Source organism: Microbacterium sp. MYb66, assembly GCF_002979435.1.
Taxonomy (GTDB): domain Bacteria; phylum Actinomycetota; class Actinomycetes; order Actinomycetales; family Microbacteriaceae; genus Microbacterium.
Genome location: NZ_PCOV01000004.1, coordinates 42,706 through 65,856 on the forward strand (window position 1 = coordinate 42,706; position 23,151 = coordinate 65,856).

The 23,151-nt window shown below is 68.6% G+C and carries 25 protein-coding genes; 18 read left to right on the forward strand and 7 right to left on the reverse strand.

Annotated elements, in window-relative coordinates; genetic code table 11:
* Positions 1–37: 37 nt before the first annotated feature.
* The 3 genes from CQ045_RS10155 to CQ045_RS10165 form a co-directional block, all read right to left on the reverse strand.
* Complete coding sequence (locus CQ045_RS10155; RefSeq protein ID WP_105723336.1) at positions 38–844, reverse strand: tyrosine-protein phosphatase; 807 nt, start codon at positions 842–844, stop codon at positions 38–40.
* Between the two features lie 106 nt (positions 845–950).
* Positions 951–1,601, reverse strand: coding sequence for a thioredoxin domain-containing protein (locus CQ045_RS10160; protein WP_105723338.1), 651 nt, complete (start codon positions 1,599–1,601; stop codon positions 951–953).
* Between the two features lie 68 nt (positions 1,602–1,669).
* The gene (locus tag CQ045_RS10165; protein WP_146115230.1) at positions 1,670–2,098 is read right to left on the reverse strand and encodes a hypothetical protein; all 429 of its coding nucleotides are present in this window, start codon (positions 2,096–2,098) and stop codon (positions 1,670–1,672) included.
* Positions 2,099–2,173: 75 nt separating this feature from the next.
* Here CQ045_RS10165 and CQ045_RS10170 point away from each other — a divergent pair, with 75 nt between their 5' ends.
* The 3 genes from CQ045_RS10170 to CQ045_RS10180 are packed head-to-tail and all read left to right on the forward strand — an operon-like array spanning position 2,174 to position 5,047.
* Positions 2,174–2,524, forward strand: coding sequence for a PLD nuclease N-terminal domain-containing protein (locus tag CQ045_RS10170; protein WP_105723342.1), 351 nt, complete (start codon positions 2,174–2,176; stop codon positions 2,522–2,524).
* A complete protein-coding gene (gene menD, locus CQ045_RS10175; protein ID WP_105723344.1) occupies positions 2,521–4,188 on the forward strand; it encodes a 2-succinyl-5-enolpyruvyl-6-hydroxy-3-cyclohexene-1-carboxylic-acid synthase in 1,668 nt (555 codons plus the stop codon). The genes CQ045_RS10170 and menD overlap by 4 nt, the downstream gene beginning before the upstream one ends.
* Positions 4,189–4,204: 16 nt before the next feature.
* Positions 4,205–5,047, forward strand: a complete 843-nt coding sequence (locus CQ045_RS10180; RefSeq protein ID WP_105723346.1) for a PPK2 family polyphosphate kinase — start codon at positions 4,205–4,207, stop codon at positions 5,045–5,047.
* A 25-nt stretch (positions 5,048–5,072) separates the two neighbouring features.
* On the opposite strand, the gene CQ045_RS10185 is transcribed toward CQ045_RS10180, so the two are convergent.
* Positions 5,073–6,326, reverse strand: a complete 1,254-nt coding sequence (locus tag CQ045_RS10185) for an isochorismate synthase MenF (protein WP_105723348.1) — start codon at positions 6,324–6,326, stop codon at positions 5,073–5,075.
* 56 nt (positions 6,327–6,382) lie between these two features.
* On the opposite strand from CQ045_RS10185, the gene CQ045_RS10190 reads away from it, so the two are divergent.
* The 5 genes from CQ045_RS10190 to CQ045_RS10210 all read left to right on the forward strand — a co-directional run bounded on the left by CQ045_RS10190 (position 6,383) and on the right by CQ045_RS10210 (position 11,284).
* On the forward strand, positions 6,383–6,946 hold the full coding sequence (locus tag CQ045_RS10190) for a DUF402 domain-containing protein (protein WP_105723350.1): 564 nt from the start codon (positions 6,383–6,385) through the stop codon (positions 6,944–6,946).
* On the forward strand, positions 6,943–7,662 hold the full coding sequence (locus tag CQ045_RS10195) for a class I SAM-dependent methyltransferase (RefSeq protein WP_105723352.1): 720 nt from the start codon (positions 6,943–6,945) through the stop codon (positions 7,660–7,662). Before CQ045_RS10190 ends, CQ045_RS10195 begins: the two co-directional genes overlap by 4 nt.
* Before the next feature lie 46 nt (positions 7,663–7,708).
* Positions 7,709–8,770, forward strand: a complete 1,062-nt coding sequence (locus tag CQ045_RS10200) for a polyprenyl synthetase family protein (RefSeq protein WP_105723354.1) — start codon at positions 7,709–7,711, stop codon at positions 8,768–8,770.
* Between the two features lie 61 nt (positions 8,771–8,831).
* Positions 8,832–10,205 carry an FAD-dependent oxidoreductase gene (locus CQ045_RS10205; RefSeq protein ID WP_105723356.1) on the forward strand — a complete coding sequence of 458 codons (1,374 nt, stop codon included), beginning with the start codon at positions 8,832–8,834 and terminating at the stop codon, positions 10,203–10,205.
* A gap of 71 nt (positions 10,206–10,276) precedes the next feature.
* Positions 10,277–11,284 (forward strand): alpha/beta hydrolase, encoded by a 1,008-nt coding sequence (locus tag CQ045_RS10210; protein WP_105723358.1) that lies wholly within the window; start codon positions 10,277–10,279, stop codon positions 11,282–11,284.
* 6 nt (positions 11,285–11,290) lie between these two features.
* Here CQ045_RS10210 and CQ045_RS10215 read toward each other — a convergent pair whose 3' ends face one another.
* The 3 genes from CQ045_RS10215 to CQ045_RS10225 form a co-directional block, all read right to left on the reverse strand.
* On the reverse strand, positions 11,291–11,923 hold the full coding sequence (locus tag CQ045_RS10215) for a GntR family transcriptional regulator (protein WP_105723756.1): 633 nt from the start codon (positions 11,921–11,923) through the stop codon (positions 11,291–11,293).
* A 246-nt stretch (positions 11,924–12,169) separates the two neighbouring features.
* A complete protein-coding gene (locus tag CQ045_RS10220) occupies positions 12,170–12,658 on the reverse strand; it encodes a YajQ family cyclic di-GMP-binding protein (protein WP_105723360.1) in 489 nt (162 codons plus the stop codon).
* A 13-nt stretch (positions 12,659–12,671) separates the two neighbouring features.
* Positions 12,672–13,103 carry a hypothetical protein gene (locus tag CQ045_RS10225; protein WP_105723362.1) on the reverse strand — a complete coding sequence of 144 codons (432 nt, stop codon included), beginning with the start codon at positions 13,101–13,103 and terminating at the stop codon, positions 12,672–12,674.
* A gap of 185 nt (positions 13,104–13,288) precedes the next feature.
* Here CQ045_RS10225 and CQ045_RS10230 point away from each other — a divergent pair, with 185 nt between their 5' ends.
* From CQ045_RS10230 to fusA, 10 genes are all read left to right on the forward strand, one after another.
* Positions 13,289–14,497, forward strand: a complete 1,209-nt coding sequence (locus CQ045_RS10230) for a maltose ABC transporter substrate-binding protein (protein ID WP_105723364.1) — start codon at positions 13,289–13,291, stop codon at positions 14,495–14,497.
* Between the two features lie 70 nt (positions 14,498–14,567).
* Positions 14,568–16,172, forward strand: coding sequence for an ABC transporter permease subunit (locus CQ045_RS10235; protein ID WP_105723366.1), 1,605 nt, complete (start codon positions 14,568–14,570; stop codon positions 16,170–16,172).
* Between the two features lies 1 nt (position 16,173).
* Positions 16,174–17,097, forward strand: a complete 924-nt coding sequence (locus tag CQ045_RS10240) for a sugar ABC transporter permease (protein WP_105723368.1) — start codon at positions 16,174–16,176, stop codon at positions 17,095–17,097.
* A 90-nt stretch (positions 17,098–17,187) separates the two neighbouring features.
* A complete protein-coding gene (locus tag CQ045_RS18850) occupies positions 17,188–17,340 on the forward strand; it encodes a hypothetical protein (RefSeq protein ID WP_181156533.1) in 153 nt (50 codons plus the stop codon).
* A gap of 115 nt (positions 17,341–17,455) precedes the next feature.
* Positions 17,456–18,463, forward strand: coding sequence for an ABC transporter (locus tag CQ045_RS10245; RefSeq protein ID WP_105723370.1), 1,008 nt, complete (start codon positions 17,456–17,458; stop codon positions 18,461–18,463).
* A 65-nt stretch (positions 18,464–18,528) separates the two neighbouring features.
* Positions 18,529–18,963: a hypothetical protein gene (locus tag CQ045_RS10250; RefSeq protein ID WP_105723372.1), complete on the forward strand. Its 435-nt coding sequence runs from the start codon at positions 18,529–18,531 to the stop codon at positions 18,961–18,963.
* A 92-nt stretch (positions 18,964–19,055) separates the two neighbouring features.
* On the forward strand, positions 19,056–19,703 hold the full coding sequence (locus CQ045_RS10255; RefSeq protein ID WP_181156534.1) for a spermidine/putrescine ABC transporter substrate-binding protein: 648 nt from the start codon (positions 19,056–19,058) through the stop codon (positions 19,701–19,703).
* Between the two features lie 235 nt (positions 19,704–19,938).
* Entirely contained in the window at positions 19,939–20,307 is a 369-nt protein-coding gene (gene rpsL / locus CQ045_RS10260; protein ID WP_017201609.1) for a 30S ribosomal protein S12, read from the forward strand.
* A 5-nt stretch (positions 20,308–20,312) separates the two neighbouring features.
* Complete coding sequence (gene rpsG / locus CQ045_RS10265; RefSeq protein ID WP_017201608.1) at positions 20,313–20,783, forward strand: 30S ribosomal protein S7; 471 nt, start codon at positions 20,313–20,315, stop codon at positions 20,781–20,783.
* A gap of 87 nt (positions 20,784–20,870) precedes the next feature.
* The gene (fusA, locus tag CQ045_RS10270; protein ID WP_105723376.1) at positions 20,871–22,985 is read left to right on the forward strand and encodes an elongation factor G; all 2,115 of its coding nucleotides are present in this window, start codon (positions 20,871–20,873) and stop codon (positions 22,983–22,985) included.
* Positions 22,986–23,151 lie beyond the last annotated feature (166 nt).

A 23,151-nucleotide genomic window follows, 5' to 3' on the forward strand; every position in this document is an offset into this window, starting at 1 on the left:
GGTCTTCCCTGTGTCGCACTCGCCGTGCGGCCGACCCCTATTCGCCGCGGAGCACCCGGCGCAGGTCGGCGATCTCCGCATCGGTCATGCCGCCGCTGCGGAGGTAGCCGGCGACGTCGCCGTGGTTCGTGTCGATCCAGTCCAGCGCCGTCTCGATGGCCGAGGCGGGCGATTCCGTCGCCAGCGTCTTGAGGCCTGGCGTGAGGGGCACCCCGAGGGAGGTGATGAGTCCGGTGAGCGCTTCCGCGAAACCGAGCGCGAGGTTCTTCTCGGTCTGCGTGTAGTCCTCGACGATCACCTCGCGCGGCACCTCCGCGATCGACAGCAGGATCGCCGCCGCGAGTCCGGTCCGGTCCTTGCCGGCGGTGCAGTGGAACAGCACGCCGGGGTGCGCGGTGCGCGAGGTGTCGAGCACCGTTCGCGCCACCGTCGCGAACTGTGCGGCGCTGGCCTCCAGGATCGCGATGTAGAGGTCCTCCAACGTCGGTACCCGCTTCAGGACCTCGGCGACCTGGGTCACAGACAGGCCGGCGCCACCGGCGGCGGGCAGCAGCTGCTTCACCATCTCGTCCATGGCGCCGCCCTGCATGGGCAGCGCCAGCAGCGTCACGCTGCCGTCGTCGGGCAGACGATCCGCGGCGCGGGAGCGCTCGCCGTCGGTCCGCAAGTCGATCACGGTGCCGATGCCGAGGTCGGTCAGCGCCTGCAGACCCTCGTCGGTGAGCGAGGCGAGGGCATCCGACCGGAAGAGGAGACCGGACGCGAGTGCCCCGCCTCCCGAAGTCGGGAGCCCCGCAAGCTCACGTGCGTTGTGCGTCCCCTGCAGAAGCGAAGTCAATTCCATCGTCGTCCGGGCCCTCTCCCTGAATTTTGTCTCAGCGTATCGGGACCGCAGGAGGACGGGACCGTCCACGCCGGATGCCGTGGGTGGACGCTCCCGCCGCCGAGCCTCAGCCGTTCACGGCCTTCTCGATCGCCTCTTCGAGGTCGTCCCACTCCTGCAGCACGACCTGCTCGCCGTCGATGAAGAACGTCGGAGTGCTCGTCACCTCGAGCCGCTCGCCGTCGCTCTTGTCCGCCTGAACGCGCTCCGCGGTCGCGGGGTCGGCGATCGCGGCGTCGTACTCGGCCATGTCGAGGCCGAGCTCCTCGGCGAACGCACGGAACACCTCGGGCGTCTCCTCGGAGCGCTCGCCCCACTGCGCCTGAGTCTCGAACAGCCGGTGGTACATGTCCTCGAACCGGCCCTGCCGCGCCGCGGCCTCAGCAGCGAGAGCGGCCTGTGCGGAGTTGATGTGCCCGGGCAGTGGGAAGTAGCGGACGACGTAGGTGATCTCGCCCTCGTACTTCTCCCGGAGGTCCTCGACGACGGGATAGAACGCTCCGCACGCCTCGCACTCGAAGTCGAGGAACTCGACCACGGTCACGGCACCCTCGCCTCCGTCGTCGAGCACGTGGGAGTCGGTACGGACGGTCTGCTGCTCCCCGCCCTCGGGTGGTGCGGTCGGCTGCTGCTGACTGATGGCGAAGACGACGCCGGCGATCAGCAGGACGATGGCGACGGCGATGGCGACCAGGGTCGCTTTGACAGGGTTCTTCATGGGGTCTCCAGACACACGGGTACGACGGGAAGGATGCCGCGGGGGCGGCTCGATGCGCGCGTCGCGGGTCAGGTGCGGGAGATCGAGAGCTGCGTGAGGGTGAGCGCGGGGACGACCATGCTCGGCCCTGCGCGGGGCGGCGACGTCAGGAGCGCTGCGCGAGTGGTGAGTGCCCGTGCGCCGTGTCCGGCGAGCCGGCGGAAGAGCAGGGTGAGCGCGACGCAGCAGAGGGCGGCGATCACGCAGATGCCGGCGTCGGAGGAGAGCACGTCGATCGCGGTCGCGCCGTCGGTGTCGGATGCCGCAGGGGAGGCTCCGGCCGGATGCGAGACACCGGAGGCGAGGCAGAGCGTGGAGTGCAGGTCGGCCGTGCCGTGCGAGGCCGACCACGCACCGACCACGAGCAGCAGCGCGAGGCCGACGGCCGTGATCACACGGGCGATCAGGATCCGCTCGGTCCGCGCTCGCGGCATCCGATCCGACGGTGAGGGCAGCATTTCCCGCGCAGTCTAGCAACGGGGCCTCTGCCCTCGCCGGGGCCGGGGTGCCGCCGACACGCCTACACTGGAGGGGTGGCGAGACTACTGATCATCGGCGGCTTCCTCGCCGCCGTGTTCTGGGTGTTCAGCATCGTCGACTGCGCTGTGCAGCCGGCGACGCGGCACCGGGGCGTGTCCAAGACCGCCTGGATCTTCATCGTGGTGCTCCTTCCCGTGATCGGCGGCATCCTCTGGTTCGTGATCGGTCGGCGCCGCGCCAACGATCCCGGCGTCCGTCCTGTGGTCGCGCCCGACGACGACCCCGCCTTCCTGCGCAGCATCAGCAAGACCGAGCAGGATGCGCGCATCCGCCGCCTCGAAGAGGAGCTCGCCCGCCTGGATGAGGAGACCGACGAGCCTCCCGCCACGGATCCGCGCCCGTGACCTCGTCGCCGGCGACCGACGCTGCGGCGACCCTGATCGCCGAACTCGTCGCCCACGGCCTGCGCGACATCGTGCTCTCCCCGGGCTCGCGCTCGCAGGCCCTCGCGCTCGCCGCAGTGCGCTTCGCGGACGACGGACATGTGCGCGTGCATGTGCGCATCGACGAGCGGGTGGCGGGCTTCACCGCCCTCGGTATCGCTCGGGAGACCGGCGTGCCCGCCGCCGTCGTGTGCACCTCGGGGACCGCCGTCGCCAACCTGCTGCCCGCGACCATGGAGGCTTTCCACTCCGGAGTCCCGCTGCTGCTGCTCACGGCCGACCGCCCGCCCGAACTGCGCGGTGTCGGCGCGAATCAGGCGACGCTCCAGGACGGTCTCTTCGATCCCTGGGTGCGTGACCAGCTCGACGCACCGGTGCCGGGAGAGGGCGACTGGGCAGGTCTCGCGGAGCGCGCGGTCTCCGCCGCGATGGGGGCGAGCGATGTCGCGCACGGCATTCCCGGCGTCGCAGGACCCGTGCACCTGAACCTCCCTTCGAGGGAGCCGCTCTCGGGATCGCTTCCCGCGATCGACGTCGCTCCCGGCGAGGCTCCCCGTCCGCCGGCGGAGGAGCCCCTGGTCCTCGACCGGGGCCCGCTGACCGTCGTGGTCGCGGGAGCGGATGCCGGCGCCGACGCCGAGGAGATCGCCCATGCCGGTGGCTGGCCCCTGATCGCTGAGATCGTGAGCGGCGCCCGGTTCGGACGACAGGTCGTGCACGGCTATCGTCGGCTGCTGTCGCGCGACGAGCTCGGCGGGCGCATCGAACGGGTCGTCGTCCTCGGGCATCCCACGCTCAGTCGAGAGGTCGCAGCTCTCCTCTCCCGTCCGGATGTCGACGTCATCGCCCTGCATCGCGGCGGAGAGCAGCTGAACCTCAACCACCGCACGCGCGGTGTCGGGGCGGTCGCCGTCGCTCCCGGTGTCGTCGATCGTGAGTGGCTCGGCGCCTGGTTGCAGGCCTCCGCCGCGGAGACCGTCGACCTGAGCGAGCACGCGCCCGATCCGGAAGGACTCGCGTCCACCGACTTCGCGGCACGCAGGGAGGCTGTGAAGGCCGAGCTCGACGCGGTCCGCCGCCCGCTCGACCGCGAGCTGCTGGCCGACGCCGTGTGGCGCGCCACCTGGCCGCACGACCGACTGGTCTTCGGATCCTCGCGGCTGGTCCGGGTGGCCGATCAGGTGCTCGGCGGCAAGAAGGTGCCGGTGCACGCCAACCGCGGACTCGCCGGAATCGACGGCACGATCGCGACGGCGACCGGCATCGCCCTCGCCAGTCAGGCCGCCGGCGCTCCCGGTGTGACCCGGGTGCTGCTGGGCGACCTCGCGTTCCTGCACGATGTCGGGGCGCTGCTGCTCCCGCCCGACGAGACCGAGCCGCGGCTGCAGGTCATCGTCGGCAACGACGGCGGCGGCACCATCTTCGACTCTCTGGAGGTCGCGGCATCCGCGCGTCCCGGCGATCTCGACCGTGCCTTCTACACGCCCCACACCGTGCGCCTCGAACATCTCGCGCTCGCCTACGGCTGGGAGTATCAGCGGGTCACGACGCGTACCGCGCTCGACCAGGCGCTCACCTCTCCGCGCGGCGGACGTCAGATCATCGAGGTGCCGCTGGCGCGTTGACTGGCAGGATGTGCGTATGAACGCGCACACCTGGACGCAGACGCTGCGAGTCGACGCGGGGTTCCGCCTCGCCGACCTCGACCCGGACACCAAGCCCGGCTATGTCGGAGGGAAGTCCCACGGCGCGCGAGACCTCGCCGCGGGTCTCGAGAAGCTGAACGACCTGCAGGAGCGGCTGTTCGCCGAGAGTCGCGTCGGGGTGGCGAAGGATTCGGTGCTGCTGGTGCTGCAGGCGATGGACTCCGCGGGCAAGGGCGGCATCGTCCGGCACGTGGTCGGCGGAGTCGATCCCCAGGGCGTCGCGCTCGCCGCGTTCAAGGCCCCGACCGCCGAAGAGCGTGAGCACGACTTCCTGTGGCGCGTCGAGAAGCGTCTGCCCGAGCCCGGCTACATCGGGGTGTTCGACCGCTCCCACTACGAGGACGTGCTGATCGGACGGGTCCGCGAGCTCGCCGCGCCTGCCGAGATCGAGCGCCGTTATGACGCGATCAACGAGTTCGAGGCCCGGGTCGCGGCATCGGGCACCCGCATCATCAAGGTGATGCTGCACATCTCGCCCGACGAGCAGAAGTCGCGTCTCATGGAGCGTCTGGAGCGCCCGGACAAGTACTGGAAGTACAACCCCGGCGATGTGGACGAGCGGATGCTCTGGCCGCAGTACATGGAGGCGTACCAGATCGTCTTCGACCGCACCTCGACCGAGGCCGCGCCGTGGCATGTGATCCCGGCGAACGCGAAGTGGTACGCGCGGCTCGCGGTGCAGGAGCTGCTGCTCGCCGCACTGGAGGACATCGATCCGCAATGGCCGGGGGCCGACTTCGACATCGAGGCCGAGAAGAAGCGCCTCGCCGCCAGCTGAGTGACAGGATCCCCGCCGCGGGGCCTCAGGCCAGCGCGTCGACCAGCGGGCGGAACTTCACGCGCGTCTCGAGCAGCTCGCTCTCCGGGTCTGAGCCCGAGACGATCCCGGCTCCGGCGTACGCGGTGACCGCGATCACGTCGTCCGCGGGGACGAACTGGGCGCAGCGCAGCGCGATCGCCCATTCCCCGTTGCCCGCGACATCGACCCAGCCCACCGGTCCCGCATAACGTCCGCGGTCGAAAGGCTCGAGGTCGCGGATCGCGGCGATGGCCGCAGAAGTCGGGGTGCCGGCGACGGCGGCGGTCGGATGCAGCACCCTGACCAGGTCGAGTGCCGATTCGCCGTCCGCGAGTTCGCCCTCGACATCGGTCGCGAGGTGGAACAGGTTCGGCAGCTTCAACAGGAAGGGCTGCTCGCTCGCGGCCATCGCACGCGTGTGCGAGCGCAGCGCGGCCAGCACGCTCTGCACGGCGTACTGGTGCTCGTCGAGGTCCTTCGTGCTGGAGGCGAGATGGGCGGATGCCGCGGTGTCGGCGTCCGCGTCGGCTCCTCGCCCGATCGTGCCGGCGAGCACCCGCGCCGTGACGGTCCCGTTGTGCACGGTGACCAGGGTCTCCGGGCTCGCGCCGATCAGACCGTCGACCGCGAACGCCCAGGTGTCGGGGTATCCGGTCGACAGGGCGCGCACGAGGCGACGCAGATCCGAGCCGGCCGGGATGCTGCCGGTCAGGTCGCGTGCGAGGACGACCTTGCTCAGTTCGCCGTCGGCGATGAGGTCGAGGGCGCCGCGCACCGAGTCCACGTAGCCCTGCGGGCTCTGCGCGCCCGGGCCGACGGTGCCCGCCCAGTGCGGTCCGTACGGCTCGGGGGCGAGTTCTTCGAAGCCCGAGGGAGCGGTGGCGAGGCGGATGCGGGTGCGCCAGAAGCGGTCGCCGTGGCGCCCGAGCACCTGCGTCGGCACGATGAGGACGCTGTCCGCGGCGGATTCCTCGTCGAAGACCAGCGCGCCGAATGCGACGAGCCCGCTGCCGGGGAGGGCCACGGGGTCGTCGATCTCGGCTTCGGCGGTGAGCTCGCGCCACGACCTCGCCAGCGCCGTGGTGCGCGACTCGGTTCCCCCGGCGGGCGGACGCAGCTCCATCAGCGCCTCGCCGACCGCGACGATCCCGTCTCCGCGTCGCAGCCAGGCGAGCGGTCGGGCGGGATCCGTGTAGGCCAGGAGATCTTCGATCGGATCGATCTCTCGGGTCTCCACGATCAGGAGGGGCGTGTGCACGTGTCCAGCCTATGCCGCGCGGCGGACGCGCGATCCCGGCGTCGTAGGGTGGGCTGATGAGCACCGACCGCCCCGCACCCGGTACCGAGATGGTCTTCCAGTGGCGCAAGTGGAACGGTTCGCCGCACTGGCGACACGAGTGCGTCTACCTCGGTGCCGACGAGTGGGGAGACTGGCTGGGGCAGCCGGTCGGATGGCACAGCGTGCGGCCGGGAGCCGAGTTTCACGCGGGCGGACCCAACGTCACGCTCATCCCCGCCGGCGGCGATCACGCCGTGACCGTGAACCGTCGGCATTCCAAGGGCATGCGGATCTACATCGACCTCGGGTGGGATATCCGGTGGTCGGACGACCCGCTCCTCGCGACCGGCATCGACATGGACCTCGACGTGGTGCGGGTGGCGGGCGAGCGCGGGACCTGGGTCGATGACCGTGACGAGTGGGCCGAGCACAGCGCCCGCTACGGCTATCCCGCCGACGTCATGACCCACCTCGAGGCCCTCGCGCTCGACCTCGAGGAGCGGGTGCGCGCCGAGGTCGCTCCCTTCGACGACGCGACCGCCGATCCGTGGCTCGACCGCCTCGAAGCCCTGGGGCTCGCGCCTAGACTGGACCCGTGACCCCGAACGATGTGAACCGCGCCGACCTCGGCAAGGACCCCGCCCGCGTGAGCGGCATGTTCGACCAGGTCGCCGCAGGCTATGACCGCACCAACACGGCGATGACCGTCGGCAACGACGTCCTGTGGCGCGCGGCGACGACCCGCGCGGTCGCGCCGAAGCCGGGGGAGCGGATCCTCGATCTCGGAGCCGGCACCGCCTCCTCATCGGCGTCTCTCGCCCGCAGCGGAGCCGAGGTGATCGCGGCCGACTTCTCGCCGGGGATGCTCGCCGAGGGTGAACGACGGCACGGTGCCATGCGCAACCTGTCGTTCGTCCAGGCGGATGCCACCGATCTGCCGTTCCCGGATGCCGAGTTCGACGCGGTCACGATGTCGTACGCGCTGCGCAACGTGAACGATCCGAAGAAGGCGCTGCGCGAGCTGTACCGGGTGACCAAGCCCGGGGGGCGTCTCGTGATCAACGAGTTCTCGACGCCGCCGGGCAAGCTGTTCCGCGGTGCGTACCGCTTCTACAACGCCCAGGTGCTGCCGCGGGTCGCTCGCGTCGCCGGTACCAACGGCGCCGCCTACGACTACCTGAACGAGTCGATCCGCGAGTGGCCCGACCAGAAGCGGCTCTCCGCGTGGATCCGCGAAGCGGGCTGGGTCGATGTCGCCTACCGCAATCTCTCGTTCGGCATCGTCGCCCTGCACAGAGCGCGCAAGCCGGAGTGATCCTCCCGGGCGAAACCGCGCCACCCGACGAAGGTAGGCTGGGACCGTGACTTCGAGCCCCATCGCCCCGGGTTCGCGACTGGCGAGCCGTCTCGGCTTCAGCGATCGCGTCTTCATCGGCCCCGCCGCCCGTCGCGTCGCGCGCGCCATCGAAGACGGCCTCGAGCTCGTCGAGACAGGGCTCGCCGAAGACGTCCGCGTCGCCGATCCCCTCGCCGACGCCGCCAGCCGCTATCTCTACGAAGCCGGCGGCAAGCGCATCCGCCCGGTCCTCACGCTCCTCGCCGCCCAGCTCGGCGACGGCAACACCTCCGAGGTGATCGATGTCGCCAAGGCGCTCGAGATCACCCACCTGGGCTCGCTGTATCACGATGACGTCATGGACGGGGCCGACCGCCGCCGCGGCGTCCCCGCCGCGCACGCGGTGTGGGGGAACAACATCGCGATCCTCACCGGCGACATCCTCTTCTCCCGCGCCAGTCAGCTCATGTCGCGGCTGGGCGAACGCGCCATCCGGCTCCAGGCCGACACCTTCGAGCGTCTCGTGCTCGGTCAGATGCACGAGACCCTGGGGCCGCAGGAGGGCGACGACCCGATCGCGTTCTACATCCAGGTTCTCGCCGACAAGACCGGTTCGCTGATCGCCGCGGCCACCCAGGGCGGCGTGATCTTCTCGAACGCTCCCGCGGAGTACGAGGAGCCGCTGCGGATCTACGGCGAGAAGATCGGCGTCGCGTTCCAGCTGCTCGACGACGTCATCGACCTCTCGGCGAAGCCGGAGGAGACCGGGAAGGTGCCGGGCACCGACCTGCGCGCCGGCGTCCCGACCATGCCCTACCTGCTGCTGAAGGCCGAAGGCGACGAGGCCTCGGTCGATCTCGCCGCCCGCATCGACGACGGCGTCGCCCTCATCGCCGACGGCTCCGACCCCGCGATCCTCGACGGGCCGCTGGACGAGCTGCGCGACCACGCCGTGACCCAGAAGACGCTGGAACTCGCGCATGCCTGGACGCGGGATGCGGTCGACGCCCTCGAGCCGCTCCCTCGCGGCACCGTGCGCGAAGCACTGACCCGATTCGCAGAGACCCTCGCCGAACGCTCCAGCTGAATCTGCGCGGGCGGCCCGTCGGGTCGCGCGCCGGCTGCGACGGCATACGAAAGGACCTCCCATGACCAAGCTCAGACTGGCCATCGTCGGTGCGGGCCCCGCCGGCATCTACGCCGCGGACATCCTGCTGAAGGCGGAGCGCAAGTTCGACGTCTCGATCGACCTCTTCGAGCAGCTTCCGGCGCCCTACGGCCTCGTGCGCTACGGCGTCGCGCCCGACCATCCCCGCATCAAGGGCATCATCACGGCTCTCCGCGATGTGCTCGACCGGGGCGACATCCGTCTGTTCGGCAACGTGCGCTTCGGCGAGGACATCACCCTCGACGACCTCAAGAAGCACTACAACGCGGTGATCTTCGCGACCGGCGCGATCCGGGACACGTCGATGGAGATCCCCGGGATCGACGCCGTCGCCTCCTACGGCGCCGCCGACTACGTCAGCTGGTTCGACGGACACCCCGACGTGCCTCGCGAATGGCCGCTGGATGCGGCGTCCGTCGGTGTGCTGGGCAACGGCAATGTCGCCCTCGACGTCGCGCGCATGCTCGCGAAGCACGCCGAGGATCTGCTCGTGACCGAAGTCCCCGCCAACGTCTACGAGGGTCTGAAGGTCAGCCAGGTCACGGATGTTCACGTCTTCGGCCGCCGCGGACCGGCGCAGGTGAAGTTCACGCCGCTCGAGCTCCGCGAGCTCGGCGAGCTGCGCGACGTCGACATGGTCGTCTACGACGAGGACTTCGACTACGACGAGGCCTCGAAGGATGCCGTCGCCAGCAACAAGCAGGTCATGGTCATCGACCGCATCCTGCAGTCCTGGCGCAAGCGCGACTCCGTGAACAACGCCGGCGGCACCGCATCCCGACGCCTGCACCTGCACTTCTGGGCGAAGCCGGTCGAGGTGCGCAAGGACGAGAACGGTCGCGTCGCGGCGCTCGTGTACGAGCGCACGCAGCCCGACGGCCAGGGCGGTGCCGTGGGCACCGGAGAGATGCGCGAGGTGCCGATTCAGGCGCTCTACCGTGCGATCGGATACTTCGGCTCGCCTCTTCCCGGCGTGCCCTTCGACAAGAAGCACGGCGTGATCCCGAACCGCGAGGGGCAGGTGCTCGCGAAGGACTCCAACCAGCGCGTCCCCGGCATCTACGCGACCGGGTGGATCAAGCGCGGACCCGTGGGCCTCATCGGGCACACGAAGTCCGATGCGATGGAGACCGTGCGGCACATCATCAACGACCAGGGGTCCTGGTGGCAGCCCGAAGATCCTGCGGAGGAGTCGATCCCGGCTCTGCTGCAGGAGCGCGGCGTGCGCTGGACCGACCTCGACGGCTGGCACCGGCTCGACGAGCACGAGATCGCACTCGGGGCGCCCGACGAGCGAGCGCGTGTCAAGGTCGTGCCGCGCGACGAGATGGTCCGGGTCTCCCGCGGCGAGTAGCACCGTCGCCGCCGGAGCTCCCGCTCCTGGTCGCGCGCTCGGCTACCCTGGCGACGACGGGGGAGGAATGCATGGCCGATTGGATCCCTGATGTGCTCGGCGACGAGTTCGAGCAGCGCACGCTCGAACTCGGAGTCGACGACCAAGGCCCGGTCGTCGCGACCCTGGTCCGTGCGCTCCCGGCACGCCCGGACTGGTGGGAGCGGGCGCGCGGGCGACGGCCGCTCCTCGACGGCGTCGACGTGCTCTACGTGCACGGCTGGTCCGACTACTTCTTCCAGAAGCGGCTCGCGCGCTTCTGGACCTCCCGCGGCGCCCGCTTCTTCGCACTCGACCTGCGCAAGTACGGTCGCAGCCTCCGCGACGGGCAGACGCCGGGCTACATCGCCGACCTCGCCACCTATGACGAGGACATCGCGGCGGCACTGGATGCGATGGGGCGCGGGGAGGGCGGCACTGAATCCGCCCGTCGTCTGGTGCTCCTGGGGCATTCCACCGGGGGGCTCACGCTGAGTCTGTGGGCCTCACGCCATCCGGGTGCCGCGGATGCGGTGGTCCTGAACAGCCCTTGGCTGGAGTTCCAGTTCGCGCCGGCGAGGGCGGCGATCGCGCCCATGGTCGAGCTGCAGGCGCGGATCCGGCCGATGGAGGTCGCACCGCAGGTGGACCTCGGGTTCTACACGCGTGCCCAGCAGGAGGTCGCCGACCCGGATGATCCGATGGACGTGAATCCCGTCTGGCGCCCGGCGCAGACCATGGCGGTCTACGCGGGGTGGCTGCATGCGATCCTCTCCGGACACAAGGCCGTGGCGGCAGGGCTGTCGATCACGGCGCCCGTGTGCGTGCTGCTCTCCGCCCGGTTCGTGCCGCCGACGCGGTGGTCGGAAGATCTCACGTCCGCGGATTCCGTCCTCGTCGTCGACGACATCGCCCGCGCCGCCCTCCATCTCGGATCCACCGTCACGGTGGAGCGCATCGACGGTGCGCTGCACGACGTCTTCCTCTCCCGCCACGCGGCGAGGGAGGACGCCTATGCGCGGCTCGACCGCTGGGTCACGGGGTGGCGTGCGGCGGTCTGATCCCGTTCACACGTAGTACATCGCCCGGGTGAGGCGTTCCGCCTCGTCGCCGTCGCGATCGCGGACGGCCGCGCGGAAGTCCTGGTATACGCCCTGCATCCGCTCGCGGTCCGCCTGCGGGACGGCCCAACCGCGCAGATTGCGCAGGACGACCATGCTCGCGTCGTCGATCAGCGCCTGGTGCTGCGCGTTGCCGGTGCGGGCGCCGAGGTAGGAGAACACCGCCCAGCGGGCGTCGGAGGTCTTCACGCTGTCCTCGATCGCGGCCGACATCTTCGCGATGAGCCCGATGACGTGCGCGCGCTGTGCGGAGGTGATCCGCGGGACGGCAAGTCGCGCAGCGATCCCGGCCTGGTGTCCGGCGAACTCGAGGGACTGGGCGACCGTCTCCGCGCTCACCTCGGTGACTTCCGTGTATCGGCTCGGGTACATCGTCACCATGCCCAGGCGCTCCAGCCGCTGCAGCGCCTCGCGCACCGGCGTGCGCGACACGTGCAGCTCTTCCGCGACGTCGACGTCGCGGATGCGATCGCCGGCGACCAGCGTACGCTCGACGATCTGCTTGCCGATGTGGTGGAAGACCTCCTCCGCCAGGAGCTGCTTGCTCTCGCCGATGCTCGTCGATCCGACAGTGCTCATGGACCTCTGCCCCCGTTCGTCGTTCGCCCCGAGTCCGCCACGATCTGGCCCGGGCAGGGCGGCGACATCGTGAAGTCGGGGGATGCCGATGGCCTTCACCGGCGTTCGCTTCGTCGATCGAATCGAACGGTCTCCAGTCTTGGTTCCCGGAGCCGAATATCGGTATGCGAGGGGGAGATCTACGCAGAGAGGGAGGCGGATGCCGTGGCATCCGCCTCCCTCTCTGCGCGGGAATACTGAAGTGCGCTACCGGTAGTTGATGAATTGCAGGTCGAGGTCGAGGTCTGCGCCCTTCAGCAGGGCGATCACCGCCTGGAGGTCGTCGCGGCTCTTGGACTGCACGCGCAGCTCGTCGCCCTGGATCTGGCTCTTCACGCCCTTGGGCCCCTCGTCGCGGATGAGCTTGCCGATCTTCTTCGCGTTCTCCGAGGAGATGCCGTCCTTCAGCGTCGAGACGATGCGGAACTCCTTGCCGCTGGCGAAGGGGTCGCCCGACTCGAGGCTCTTCAGGGAGATGCCGCGCTTGATGAGCTTGGACTGGAACACGTCGAGGACGGCCTTGGCCCGCTCCTCGGTGTTCGCGATGATGAGGATGCTCTCGCCGCTCCACGCGATCGACGCACCGGTGCCCTTGAAGTCGTAGCGCTGCTCGATCTCCTTGCGGGCCTGGTTCAGGGCGTTCTCGGCCTCCTGGTGATCCACCTTCGAGACGATGTCAAATGAGCTGTCAGCCATGGATTCATCCTACTCAGGGGCTCAGCGCGTACACATTGTCGGAGATCCTGGTGGCCCCGTCCGGTGTGGGGTAGTCGTCGGGAACCGTCGTGAAGTGACCGGCCGGGCCGCTCATCTCGACGGGGCCGCGCTCGCCTCCGCAGCCCATGCCCCACTCGCTCTCGTCGAGGTAGGCGAGCACGCAGACCGTCGACGGCTCGACTCCCCGTAGGAGCCAGACCGAGCTGCCGGAGTGTTCTCCGACGAACCGAGCCGAAGACAGATCGGCGACGTCGCCGGAGTCCTGCTCGATCACCCCGTCCGGCACCGTGTCTGCAGGCTCGGCGTCCCGGTCCAGGACGGCGTAGCTCGCCGAGGATGCTGTGCAGCCGCTCAGGGCGATCGCAGACAGTGCCAGGAGGAGACCTGCCGCCGCGCGTGCGAGGGGAAGGGAACGATCCGTCATGCCCCCAGTCTACGAACCTCCGTTTTCGGCAGCCATGGAAGCGTTTTCATCGCCTCGATTGCCGATCTGCCCGGTCACGGGTTGATATCGACGCCCTCGCTCGTTGCGAATCTCGCCATTTTCGATGCATACTGTAAGCGCTTGCAGTCCTTGCAGGTGATCAGCACTGAGAGAGGCACACACCAATGAAGGTGAACAAGAGGGGCATCGTCGCCGCGGGCGCGATCGCCATCGTTTCGACTCTGACGCTCGCCGGCTGCTCCGCAGGGACCAGCGGCGACGACACCTCCGGCTCCGAGGACAGCGGGAAGCTGACCGTCTGGGTCGACGCCGAGCGCGTCGATGCGCTGCAGGGGGCTGCGGACGCATACAAGGACAAGACCGGCGTCAAGGTCGAGCTCGTCGGCAAGTCCGTCGACGACATGAAGGACGACTTCATCCAGCAGGTGCCGACCGGCAAGGGGCCGGACGTCGTCATGGGCGCGCACGACTGGCTCGGCGAGCTCTCCACGAACGGCGTCGTCGCACCGATCGAGCTCGGCGACAGCTCGGAGGACTACCTCCCGGTCGCGCTTCAGGCCGCGACCTACGACGGCACCGTCTACATGCTCCCGTACGCGGTCGAGAACATCGCCGTTCTGCGCAACACCGACCTCGTCCCGGCGGCCGCGACGAGCTTCGACGACATGGTCTCGAAGGGCACGTTCGTCGTCGAGCAGGGAGCCGAGGGCAACCCGTACCACCTGTACCCGTTCCAGACGGCGTTCGGCGCCCCGGTCTTCGGCACGGATGACTCCGGCAGCTACGACGCCACCGACCTCCAGCTCGGCAGCGAGGGCGGCTTCGCCTTCGCCGACTGGCTGGGTGCACAGGGCGCAGCAGGCGTTCTGAACACCGACGTCGACGGCGAGATCGCCAAGCAGCAGTTCCTCGACGGCACGGCGGCCTTCTGGCTGACCGGTCCGTGGAACGTGGGTGCGGCCACCGACGCGGGCATCAACGTCGCGATCGACCCGATCCCGAGCCCGACCGGCGAGACCGCGTCGCCGTTCGCCGGGGTGAAGGGCTTCTTCGTGAGCTCGGAGTCGAAGAACAAGGTCGCCGCGAACGACTTCCTGGTGAACTACATCGGCACCGAAGAGGTGCAGCTCGAGCTGTTCAAGGCAGGCAACATCCTGCCCGCGCTGACCGCAGCCGCCGACACCGCGGCATCCGACCCGATCATCGCGGGCTTCCAGGCCGTGGGCGCCGATGCCGTGCCGATGCCCGCCATCCCGGCGATGGGCGCCGTCTGGCAGTACTGGGGCGTCGCCGAGGCGGCCATCATCAACGGCGAGGACCCGGCGACGACGTGGCAGAAGCTCGTCGATGACGTGACCGCCGCGATCAAGTAACAGCCATCACACTGACCCTGCCGGGGTGGGCGCTCTCCGCCCGCCCCGGCAGGATCATGACGAGGACGACATGACAGACACCGACGAGCGCACTGCTCCTCCGACCAGACGCCAACGCCAGGCCGCGAAGATCGCGGAGGCCGCATCCGGCCCCATCGGCTGGCTGCTGCTGAAGATCCTCCTGCTGGCCGTCGTCGATGCGATCGCGCTGTACGCCGCGTTCGTGCTGTTCACGCACCAGGAGTGGCTGATCCTCGGCATCGTCGTCGCGGTCGCCATCCTCGTCAACTACATCTACTTCTCCCGCAGGCGCATCGCAGCGAAGTACCTCACTCCCGGCATCATCTTCCTGGTCGTGTTCCAGGTCTTCACGCTGCTCTACACCGGATACATCGGCTTCACGAACTACGGCACCGGCCACAACGGCACCAAGGATCAGGCGATCTCCTCGCTCCTCGCTTCGGCGCAGGAGCGCGTGGAGGACTCGCCGACCTACCCGGTGACGGTCGTCGAGCAGTTCGGCACCTACGGCCTGCTCGTGACCGATCCGGACTCCGGCGACGCGCTGCTCGGCACCGCCGAGCAGCCGCTCGAGGAGGTCGACGCCGAGTTCGAGGGAGGCCAGGCCGTCGCGGTCGACGGCTGGACCACTCTTCCGCTGGCGACCGTCTTCACGCTCTCCGAAGAGCTCGAGAAGCTGTCGGTCCCGTTCAGCGACGACCCGAACGACGGCAGCCTCCGCGCACCGGACGGCCAGAAGGGGTACCTCTACGTCTCGACACTCGAGTACGACGAGGCGGCCGACACCATCACCGACACCACGAGCGGGACGGTGTACTCCGACACGGGAGACGGGGCCTTCACCGCGGAGGGCGGCGAGCAGCTGCTCCCCGGGTGGCAGACCACGGTCGGCTTCGACAACTTCGTCCGTGCGGTCACCGACTCCTCGATCCGCGGGCCGCTCATCTCGGTGACGCTCTGGACGTTCGCGTTCGCGTTGATCTCGGTGGCCACGACGTTCTTCCTCGGGCTCCTGCTCGCGCTGGTCTTCAACAACACCCGGATGCGGTTCCGCAACGGCTACCGGATCATCCTGATCCTTCCGTACGCCTTCCCCGCCTTCCTCTCGGCGCTGGTCTGGGCCGGGATGATGAACGAGAGCTTCGGCTTCATCAACCAGGTCATCTTCGGGGGCGCGGACATCCCGTGGCTCACCGATCCCGCCCTCGCGAAGGTGTCGGTCCTGCTTGTGAACCTCTGGCTCGGCTTCCCTTACATGTTCCTCGTCTGCATGGGTGCGCTCCAGGGCATCCCGGAGGACGTGAACGAGGCTGCCGTCATGGACGGCGCCAATCCCTGGCAGGTCTTCCGCCGCATCAAGCTGCCGCTGCTGCTCGTGACGGTGGCGCCGCTGCTGATCTCGTCGTTCGCGTTCAACTTCAACAACTTCAACCTGATCTACATGCTCACCAACGGCGGGCCGCGATTCAGCGACGTGTCGATCCCGGTCGGGCACACCGACATCCTGATCTCGATGGTCTACAAGGTGGCCTTCACCGGTCAGACCCGCGACTACGGTCTCGCATCGGCCTTCACCATCCTGATCTTCGTCGTGGTCGCGACGATCTCGATCATCAGCTTCCGCAAGACCAAGGCCCTCGAGGAGCTGAACTGACATGAGCACCACCTCCCGCTCCACCACTCGCTCCACCAGCGACGTGCAGATCCTCGCCCCGCGTCGCCGCAGCTTCGGCGCCTGGTTCGCAGACACCGGATGGCGCCACCTCGTCGCCGTCGTCGTGAGCGCATTCGCCCTGTTCCCGCTGCTGTACGTGTTCTCGGCGTCGTTGAACCCGAAGGGAACGCTGACGGGATCGAACCAGCTGTTCTCGGCGATCGGCATCGACAGCTACGTCCGCATCCTCAGCGACCCGCAGAACCCTTACGGCACCTGGTTCCTCAACACCCTGCTCATCGCCGTGGTCACGGGAGCCGTGACCGTGTTCATCGGCGCATGCGCCGCGTATGCCTTCTCGCGCATGCGGTTCGCCGGACGCCGGGTGGGCCTGGTCACGATCGTGGTCGTGCAGATGTTCCCGCAGCTGCTCGCGGTCGTCGCGATCTTCCTGCTCATGTCGACGCTGGGCGACTGGTTCCCCGCGATCGGCCTGAACACGCACACCGGCCTGATCCTGGTGTACCTCGGCGGAGCGCTCGGCGTGAACACGTACCTGATGTACGGCTTCTTCAACACGATCCCGAAGGAGATCGATGAGGCGGCGCGCATCGACGGCGCCGGTCACGCCCGGATCTTCTTCACCATCATCCTGCGTCTCGTCGCGCCGATCCTCGCGGTGGTCGGACTCCTGTCGTTCATCGGCACGGTCAACGAGTATGTGATCGCGAGCGTGATGCTCGTCGACGTGGAGCAGCAGACGCTCGTCGTCGGACTCACCAAGCTCGTCGCGAATCCGCGCTACGCGGACTGGTCGGCGTTCTCGGCCGGCGCGGTGATGGCCGCGATCCCGGTCATGATCCTGTTCCTCTTCCTGCAGAAGTACATCGTCGGTGGGCTGACCGCCGGCGCGACCAAGGGCTGAGTGCCCGGAACAACCCGCCCGCGGAGCCGGGGGCGAGCCTCCTCGGCGTTGCTCCCCGCGTCTCCTCTTCTTCGGTCGTAGCGTGGAGTCATGGCACGGGTGGGTGGACGCAACCTCGGGATGAGCTGGTTCGCCGGCATCGTGTGCGCCGGCATCATCGGCGCCCTGGTCTGGCTGTCGCTGCCGATGCTCCCGGTGCTCGCCGGGTTCGCCGGCGATGCGCTGCGCAGCGCCCTCCCCTGAAACGTCGCAGCAGGGCCGCGGCCTCGCGTATGACGACACGTCGGCACGCCTCCGTGAGCGGTCCCTTGCGCGGCGGTACCCTCACAATGCACATATCCGATGAGAGGCGCACCCCATGAGTGACCCCGACGTTCCCCAGCCCGAGAAGCCGGCTGACGTGGACGACGTCGTCGGCAGCGCGAACGCCGGCCTCGACGCCGCCGCCGCCGCAGGCGCGGATGTTCCCGGTGCCGACGATGTCCCCGAGGGTGAGCCGGTCGACACGTCCGTCGACTCGGACCTCGCCGCCTTCGAAGCGGCCGAGCGGGATCACCCCGGCACCTTCGCGCCGCCTCCTCCCGCCGCATCCCCGGCCGTCGAGGAGCCGCGTGCCTGGGCCGAGGAGCCCCGGGAGGATGCCGATGCGACCGCCGTGTTCGTCGCACCGGCCGCCGCCACCTTCGCCGATGAGCGCGCCGAGTCGGGAATGGCCGATGCCGCGTACGCTCCCTACGGTGACGACTCCGAGACGCGTATCGTCCCGTCCGAGCCGCTCGTCGTCGCGGCCGCCGCACAGCCGCAGCCCATCTTCGTTCAGGCCCCCGAGCCCCCGCGCGACCGGGGCAACCGCGGCACCGCAGGCGCCATCGGACTGCTCGCGACCCTCGTCTTCGCCGTGCTGTACCTCGGCACGGCGCTCGGGCTCCGCGCGATCGCAGGGGACGTGACCGGTGAGAACATCGGCGAGGCCGCGATCGCCCCGCTGGCCACATGGGGCTACTGGACGCCCGTCGTCGTTTTCTTCCTCGGCTTCTGGCTGCTCGGAGCGATCATCAACCGCGGCCGCTGGGGACTCTGGGTGGTCTTCGGCATCATCGTCGGTCTCATCGCGTACGCCGGCCACATCCTCGGACAGCTCTTCGAGGCCCCGTTCTGGAAGCTCACCGCCTCGCAGGGCCTCGATCTGGTCGGGGAGCAGCTGCTCGCCCCGCTGGCCATCGCCGCCTTCGTGTTCGCCCGCGAGCTGACGATCTGGTTCGGCGCCTGGGTCGCTCGCAGCGGTGCCCGCAAGACCGAGCTGAACGCCGAGGCGCAGCGCGAGTACGAGCGCACCCTCGAAGCCGGCCCGACGCTGGCGAGGTAATCACGAACTCCACCACGCCGAACCCCCGCGGACCCGAGTCCGCGGGGGTTTCGGCTGTCCTCGCCGTGGCGCTCGCCACCATCAGCTTCTTCGCGCTCGCGGTCTTCGGGCTCGGTGCACTGAGCGTGGCGACGGATGCGGACATCATCGCGGTGCGGGATCTCGGGCAGGCGCCCGGCGTGATCGGCATGCTCGCCGCGGTCGTGTCGTTCGCGCTCATGCTGTGGTCGACGCTGCGCCGCGGCGATCCCTCCTACGTCGCCACGATCGCGATCGCGTTGGTCACCGGTCTCGTTCATCTGGCCGCGGTGTGGATCGCCGTGCTGGTCGGAACCGGGAGCATCGTGCTCGCCACCGCCGTCGCAGGCGATCTCGTGCGTGGCGGAGCGAGCGCGATCCTCCTGCTCGCGGCCCTGATCGCCGCGTGGGGTGGGATCGCCCTCCGCCGCACCCGCGCAGAGCATCCGCGCTGGCCCTGGGAGCGCGACGAGGACGAGTGACCTCCGACCGGCGGAGGGAGGCGGAGATGATCCGCCCCGCCGGGGTGCGGGAAATCGCGGCGGTGGCAGGCGACGCGCCGTACGCTGGTGGGGTGGAGCGCTCATTGGAGACGCAGGTGGACCAGGCCGTCGAGGCCTGGTTGCGCTGGGTGCCGCGCTGGGAGCCGGCGACCCACCGCGGTCGAGTCGCGCCGTGTCGCCGCTGCCTCGGATCGCCGATCCTCTCGGCCGCCGGGATCGGGGCGAACACCCCTCACGGCGTGCAGCACGGGCTCTCGACCCGGATCAAGACCATCGTCGACCACGCGGTCGCCGACTACACGGCGCGGAACCTGCCGATGCTGCAGCGCGAGCTCGATCAGCAGGCCGCACGCAACCGCGCCCGCAGCTACCGCCCGGCCGAAGACCTCGACCCTGAGTTCGACGGGCTCCCGCTCGACCCGGAGCCGGTGGCGGGGGCGCCGTTCCTGTTCACGATCGCGGGACTCGCAGACGACTCCGCCGCGGAGCTGCCCGCGCTGCCGCCCTTGACGGAGGAGGCGAAGATCGCCCTCCGGCAGGAGGTCACCCTCGCCGACGAGTATGCCAACATGGTCGGCCGCGAGATCTGCGGCATCCTGCTCCGTCATCGCATCCACATTCAGGCCGCCATCTCGCAGCACGTCGAACCGCAGATCGAGGCGCTGCTGGCGGAGCTGACCGAATCGCTGGACTCGCCGTTCGACCCCGACCTGCCGTGAGGGGGACGCGGCTCCCGAGCCGCGCCGGACTTGCGCTCATTTGACCGTCACGTTACGCGGCATTACACTTGACCAGGTGTGTGCACGTCTTGACGTGCGCACTGGGCGTCGGCACCATGCCGGTCCGCTCCCACGGCATACCCACCACACCAAAAGCTCGTCGATTCCGGCGTGCCGGTGGGTCATGATGTGAAACCCATCACGCTGTCACCGTGCAGCACTATGAGGAGAGAACGTGCCAACCATTCAGCAGTTGGTTCGCAAGGGTCGCTCGCCCAAGGTCACCAAGACCAAGGCGCCGGCGCTCAAGTCGAACCCGCAGCAGGCCGGGGTCTGCACCCGCGTCTACACCACCACCCCGAAGAAGCCGAACTCGGCGATGCGCAAGGTCGCTCGTGTGAAGCTCCGCAACGGGACCGAGGTCACCGCCTACATCCCCGGTGAGGGCCACAACCTGCAGGAGCACTCGCTGGTGCTCGTGCGCGGCGGTCGTGTCAAGGACCTCCCCGGTGTGCGTTACAAGATCGTCCGTGGCGCCCTGGACACCCAGGCTGTCAAGAACCGTAAGCAGGCTCGTTCCCGCTACGGCGCGAAGAAGGGTTGAGTTAGATGCCTCGTAAGGGTCCCGCCCCCAAGCGCCCCGTCGTCAACGACCCGGTATACGGCGCGCCGATCGTCACCTCGCTGGTGAACAAGATCCTCGTCGACGGCAAGAAGTCGCTGGCCGAGTCGATCGTCTACGGCGCCCTCCGCGGTGTCGAGGCGAAGAACGGTCAGGACGCCGTCGCCACGCTCAAGAAGGCGCTCGACAACGTGCGCCCGACCCTCGAGGTCCGCAGCCGCCGCGTCGGTGGCTCGACCTACCAGGTGCCGGTCGAGGTCAAGCCTCACCGTGCCAACACGCTCGCACTGCGCTGGCTCGTGAGCTACGCGAAGGGCCGTCGTGAGAAGACGATGACCGAGCGTCTGCAGAACGAGATCCTCGACGCGTCGAACGGCCTGGGTGCCGCGGTCAAGCGCCGTGAGGACACGCACAAGATGGCCGAGTCGAACCGCGCGTTCGCTCACTACCGCTGGTAAACAGCTTCGCCCGCCCCTCGGCCACTCGCCGAGGGGCGGGCACCCCCTCTTCGCAGTACGACTGCTCCAAAAGATAAGGACACTCCTGTGGCACAAGACGTGCTCACGGACCTGAGCAAGGTCCGCAACATCGGCATCATGGCGCACATCGATGCCGGCAAGACCACGACGACCGAGCGCATCCTGTTCTACACGGGCGTCAACCACAAGCTCGGCGAGACGCACGATGGTGCCTCGACCACCGACTGGATGGAGCAGGAGAAGGAGCGCGGCATCACGATCACGTCTGCCGCCGTGACCTGCTTCTGGAACAAGAACCAGATCAACATCATCGACACCCCCGGTCACGTGGACTTCACGGTCGAGGTGGAGCGCTCGCTCCGCGTCCTCGACGGTGCCGTCGCGGTGTTCGACGGCAAGGAGGGCGTCGAGCCCCAGTCCGAGACCGTCTGGCGTCAGGCCGACAAGTACAACGTCCCCCGTATCTGCTTCGTCAACAAGATGGACAAGCTCGGTGCGGACTTCTACTTCACCGTCGACACGATCATCAACCGTCTGGGTGCCAAGCCCCTCGTCATCCAGCTGCCGATCGGCGCGGAGAGCGACTTCATCGGCGTCGTCGACCTGGTCGAGATGCGTGCACTCGTCTGGGCCGGTGACTCCAAGGGTGACGTCACCATGGGTGCCTCCTACGAGATCCAGGAGATCCCGGAAGACCTCAAGGAGAAGGCGGCCGAGTACCGTCAGCAGCTCCTCGAGACCGTCGCCGAGACCGACGACGCGCTGCTCGAGAAGTTCTTCGGTGGCGAGGAGCTCACGGTCGCCGAGATCAAGGGCGCGATCCGCAAGCTGACCGTCGCATCCGAGATCTACCCGGTGCTCTGCGGCTCCGCGTTCAAGAACCGCGGCGTCCAGCCGATGCTCGACGCGGTCGTCGACTACCTCCCGAACCCGCTCGACGTGGGTTCCATCGAGGCGCACGACCCCAAGGACTACGACACGATCATCGAGCGTCACCCCGACGCGAAGGACCCGTTCGCGGCCCTCGCGTTCAAGGTCGCCGTGCACCCGTTCTTCGGTCGCCTGACCTACGTGCGCGTCTACTCGGGTCACCTCGAGTCCGGTTCTGCGGTCATCAACTCGACCAAGAACAAGAAGGAGCGCATCGGGAAGATCTTCCAGATGCACGCCAACAAGGAGATCCCGGTCCCCTCGGTCACCGCCGGCAACATCTACGCGGTCATCGGCCTCAAGGACACCACCACGGGTGACACCCTCACCGACCCGGCGGCTCCGGTCGTCCTCGAGTCGATGACGTTCCCCGAGCCCGTCATCGAGGTCGCCATCGAGCCGAAGACCAAGGCCGACCAGGAGAAGCTGGGTGTCGCCATCCAGAAGCTCGCTGAGGAGGACCCGACCTTCCGCACGGAGCTCAACCCCGAGACCGGTCAGACGACCATCAAGGGCATGGGCGAGCTCCACCTCGACATCCTCGTGGACCGCATGAAGCGCGAGTTCAACGTCGAGGCCAACGTGGGCAAGCCGCAGGTGGCATACCGCGAGACGCTCAAGAAGGCCGTCGAGAAGCACGACTACACGCACAAGAAGCAGACCGGTGGCTCCGGCCAGTTCGCGAAGATCCAGTTCACCATCGAGCCGATGGACCTGGACTCCGAGAAGACCTACGAGTTCGTGAACGCCGTCACCGGTGGTCGCATCCCTCGTGAGTACATCGGCTCGATCGACGCCGGTTTCCAGGATGCGATGAACGTCGGCGTGCTCGCGGGCTACCCGATGGTCGGCGTCAAGGCGACCATCGTCGATGGTGCGGCTCACGACGTCGACTCCTCGGAGATGGCGTTCAAGATCGCGGGCTCCATGGGCTTCAAGGAGGCCGCTCGTCGCGCCAACCCCGTGCTGCTCGAGCCGCTGATGGCCGTCGAGGTCCGTACGCCCGAGGAGTACATGGGCGACGTCATCGGCGACCTGAACTCGCGTCGTGGCCAGATCCAGTCGATGGAAGACGCCGCAGGCGTCAAGGTCGTCCGCGCTCAGGTCCCGCTGTCCGAGATGTTCGGCTACATCGGCGACCTGCGCTCGAAGACCTCGGGCCGCGCCGTCTACTCGATGGAGTTCCACAGCTACGCTGAGGTTCCCCGCGCAGTGGCCGACGAGATCGTCCAGAAGACCAAGGGCGAGTAATCGCTCTTCTGGGTTCCCCGCGGCGCCGAGCACCGCGAAGCGCCGCGGGGTTCCCAGGTCACCTACAACTTCACATTCCCTCTCTACTAAACTGAGAACCTAACCCGTAGAGAACCGGTCGCAAACCAGTGCCCGGTCACCTCTACAACGACGTCCTGAGGAGGAC

Excerpts from the sequence above, each read along its gene's own strand:
- CQ045_RS10155 (WP_105723336.1), bottom strand. The coding sequence starts at position 844 with ATGGAATTGACTTCGCTTCTGCAGGGGACGCACAACGCACGTGAGCTT.
- CQ045_RS10160 (WP_105723338.1), bottom strand. The coding sequence starts at position 1,601 with ATGAAGAACCCTGTCAAAGCGACCCTGGTCGCCATCGCCGTCGCCATC.
- CQ045_RS10165 (WP_146115230.1), bottom strand. The coding sequence starts at position 2,098 with ATGCTGCCCTCACCGTCGGATCGGATGCCGCGAGCGCGGACCGAGCGG.
- CQ045_RS10180 (WP_105723346.1), top strand. The coding sequence starts at position 4,205 with ATGAACGCGCACACCTGGACGCAGACGCTGCGAGTCGACGCGGGGTTC.
- CQ045_RS10190 (WP_105723350.1), top strand. The coding sequence starts at position 6,383 with ATGAGCACCGACCGCCCCGCACCCGGTACCGAGATGGTCTTCCAGTGG.
- CQ045_RS10205 (WP_105723356.1), top strand. The coding sequence starts at position 8,832 with ATGACCAAGCTCAGACTGGCCATCGTCGGTGCGGGCCCCGCCGGCATC.
- CQ045_RS10210 (WP_105723358.1), top strand. The coding sequence starts at position 10,277 with ATGGCCGATTGGATCCCTGATGTGCTCGGCGACGAGTTCGAGCAGCGC.
- CQ045_RS10215 (WP_105723756.1), bottom strand. The coding sequence starts at position 11,923 with ATGAGCACTGTCGGATCGACGAGCATCGGCGAGAGCAAGCAGCTCCTG.
- CQ045_RS10220 (WP_105723360.1), bottom strand. The coding sequence starts at position 12,658 with ATGGCTGACAGCTCATTTGACATCGTCTCGAAGGTGGATCACCAGGAG.
- CQ045_RS10225 (WP_105723362.1), bottom strand. The coding sequence starts at position 13,103 with ATGACGGATCGTTCCCTTCCCCTCGCACGCGCGGCGGCAGGTCTCCTC.
- CQ045_RS10230 (WP_105723364.1), top strand. The coding sequence starts at position 13,289 with ATGAAGGTGAACAAGAGGGGCATCGTCGCCGCGGGCGCGATCGCCATC.
- CQ045_RS10235 (WP_105723366.1), top strand. The coding sequence starts at position 14,568 with ATGACAGACACCGACGAGCGCACTGCTCCTCCGACCAGACGCCAACGC.
- CQ045_RS10240 (WP_105723368.1), top strand. The coding sequence starts at position 16,174 with ATGAGCACCACCTCCCGCTCCACCACTCGCTCCACCAGCGACGTGCAG.
- CQ045_RS18850 (WP_181156533.1), top strand. The coding sequence starts at position 17,188 with ATGGCACGGGTGGGTGGACGCAACCTCGGGATGAGCTGGTTCGCCGGC.
- CQ045_RS10245 (WP_105723370.1), top strand. The coding sequence starts at position 17,456 with ATGAGTGACCCCGACGTTCCCCAGCCCGAGAAGCCGGCTGACGTGGAC.
- rpsG (WP_017201608.1), top strand. The coding sequence starts at position 20,313 with ATGCCTCGTAAGGGTCCCGCCCCCAAGCGCCCCGTCGTCAACGACCCG.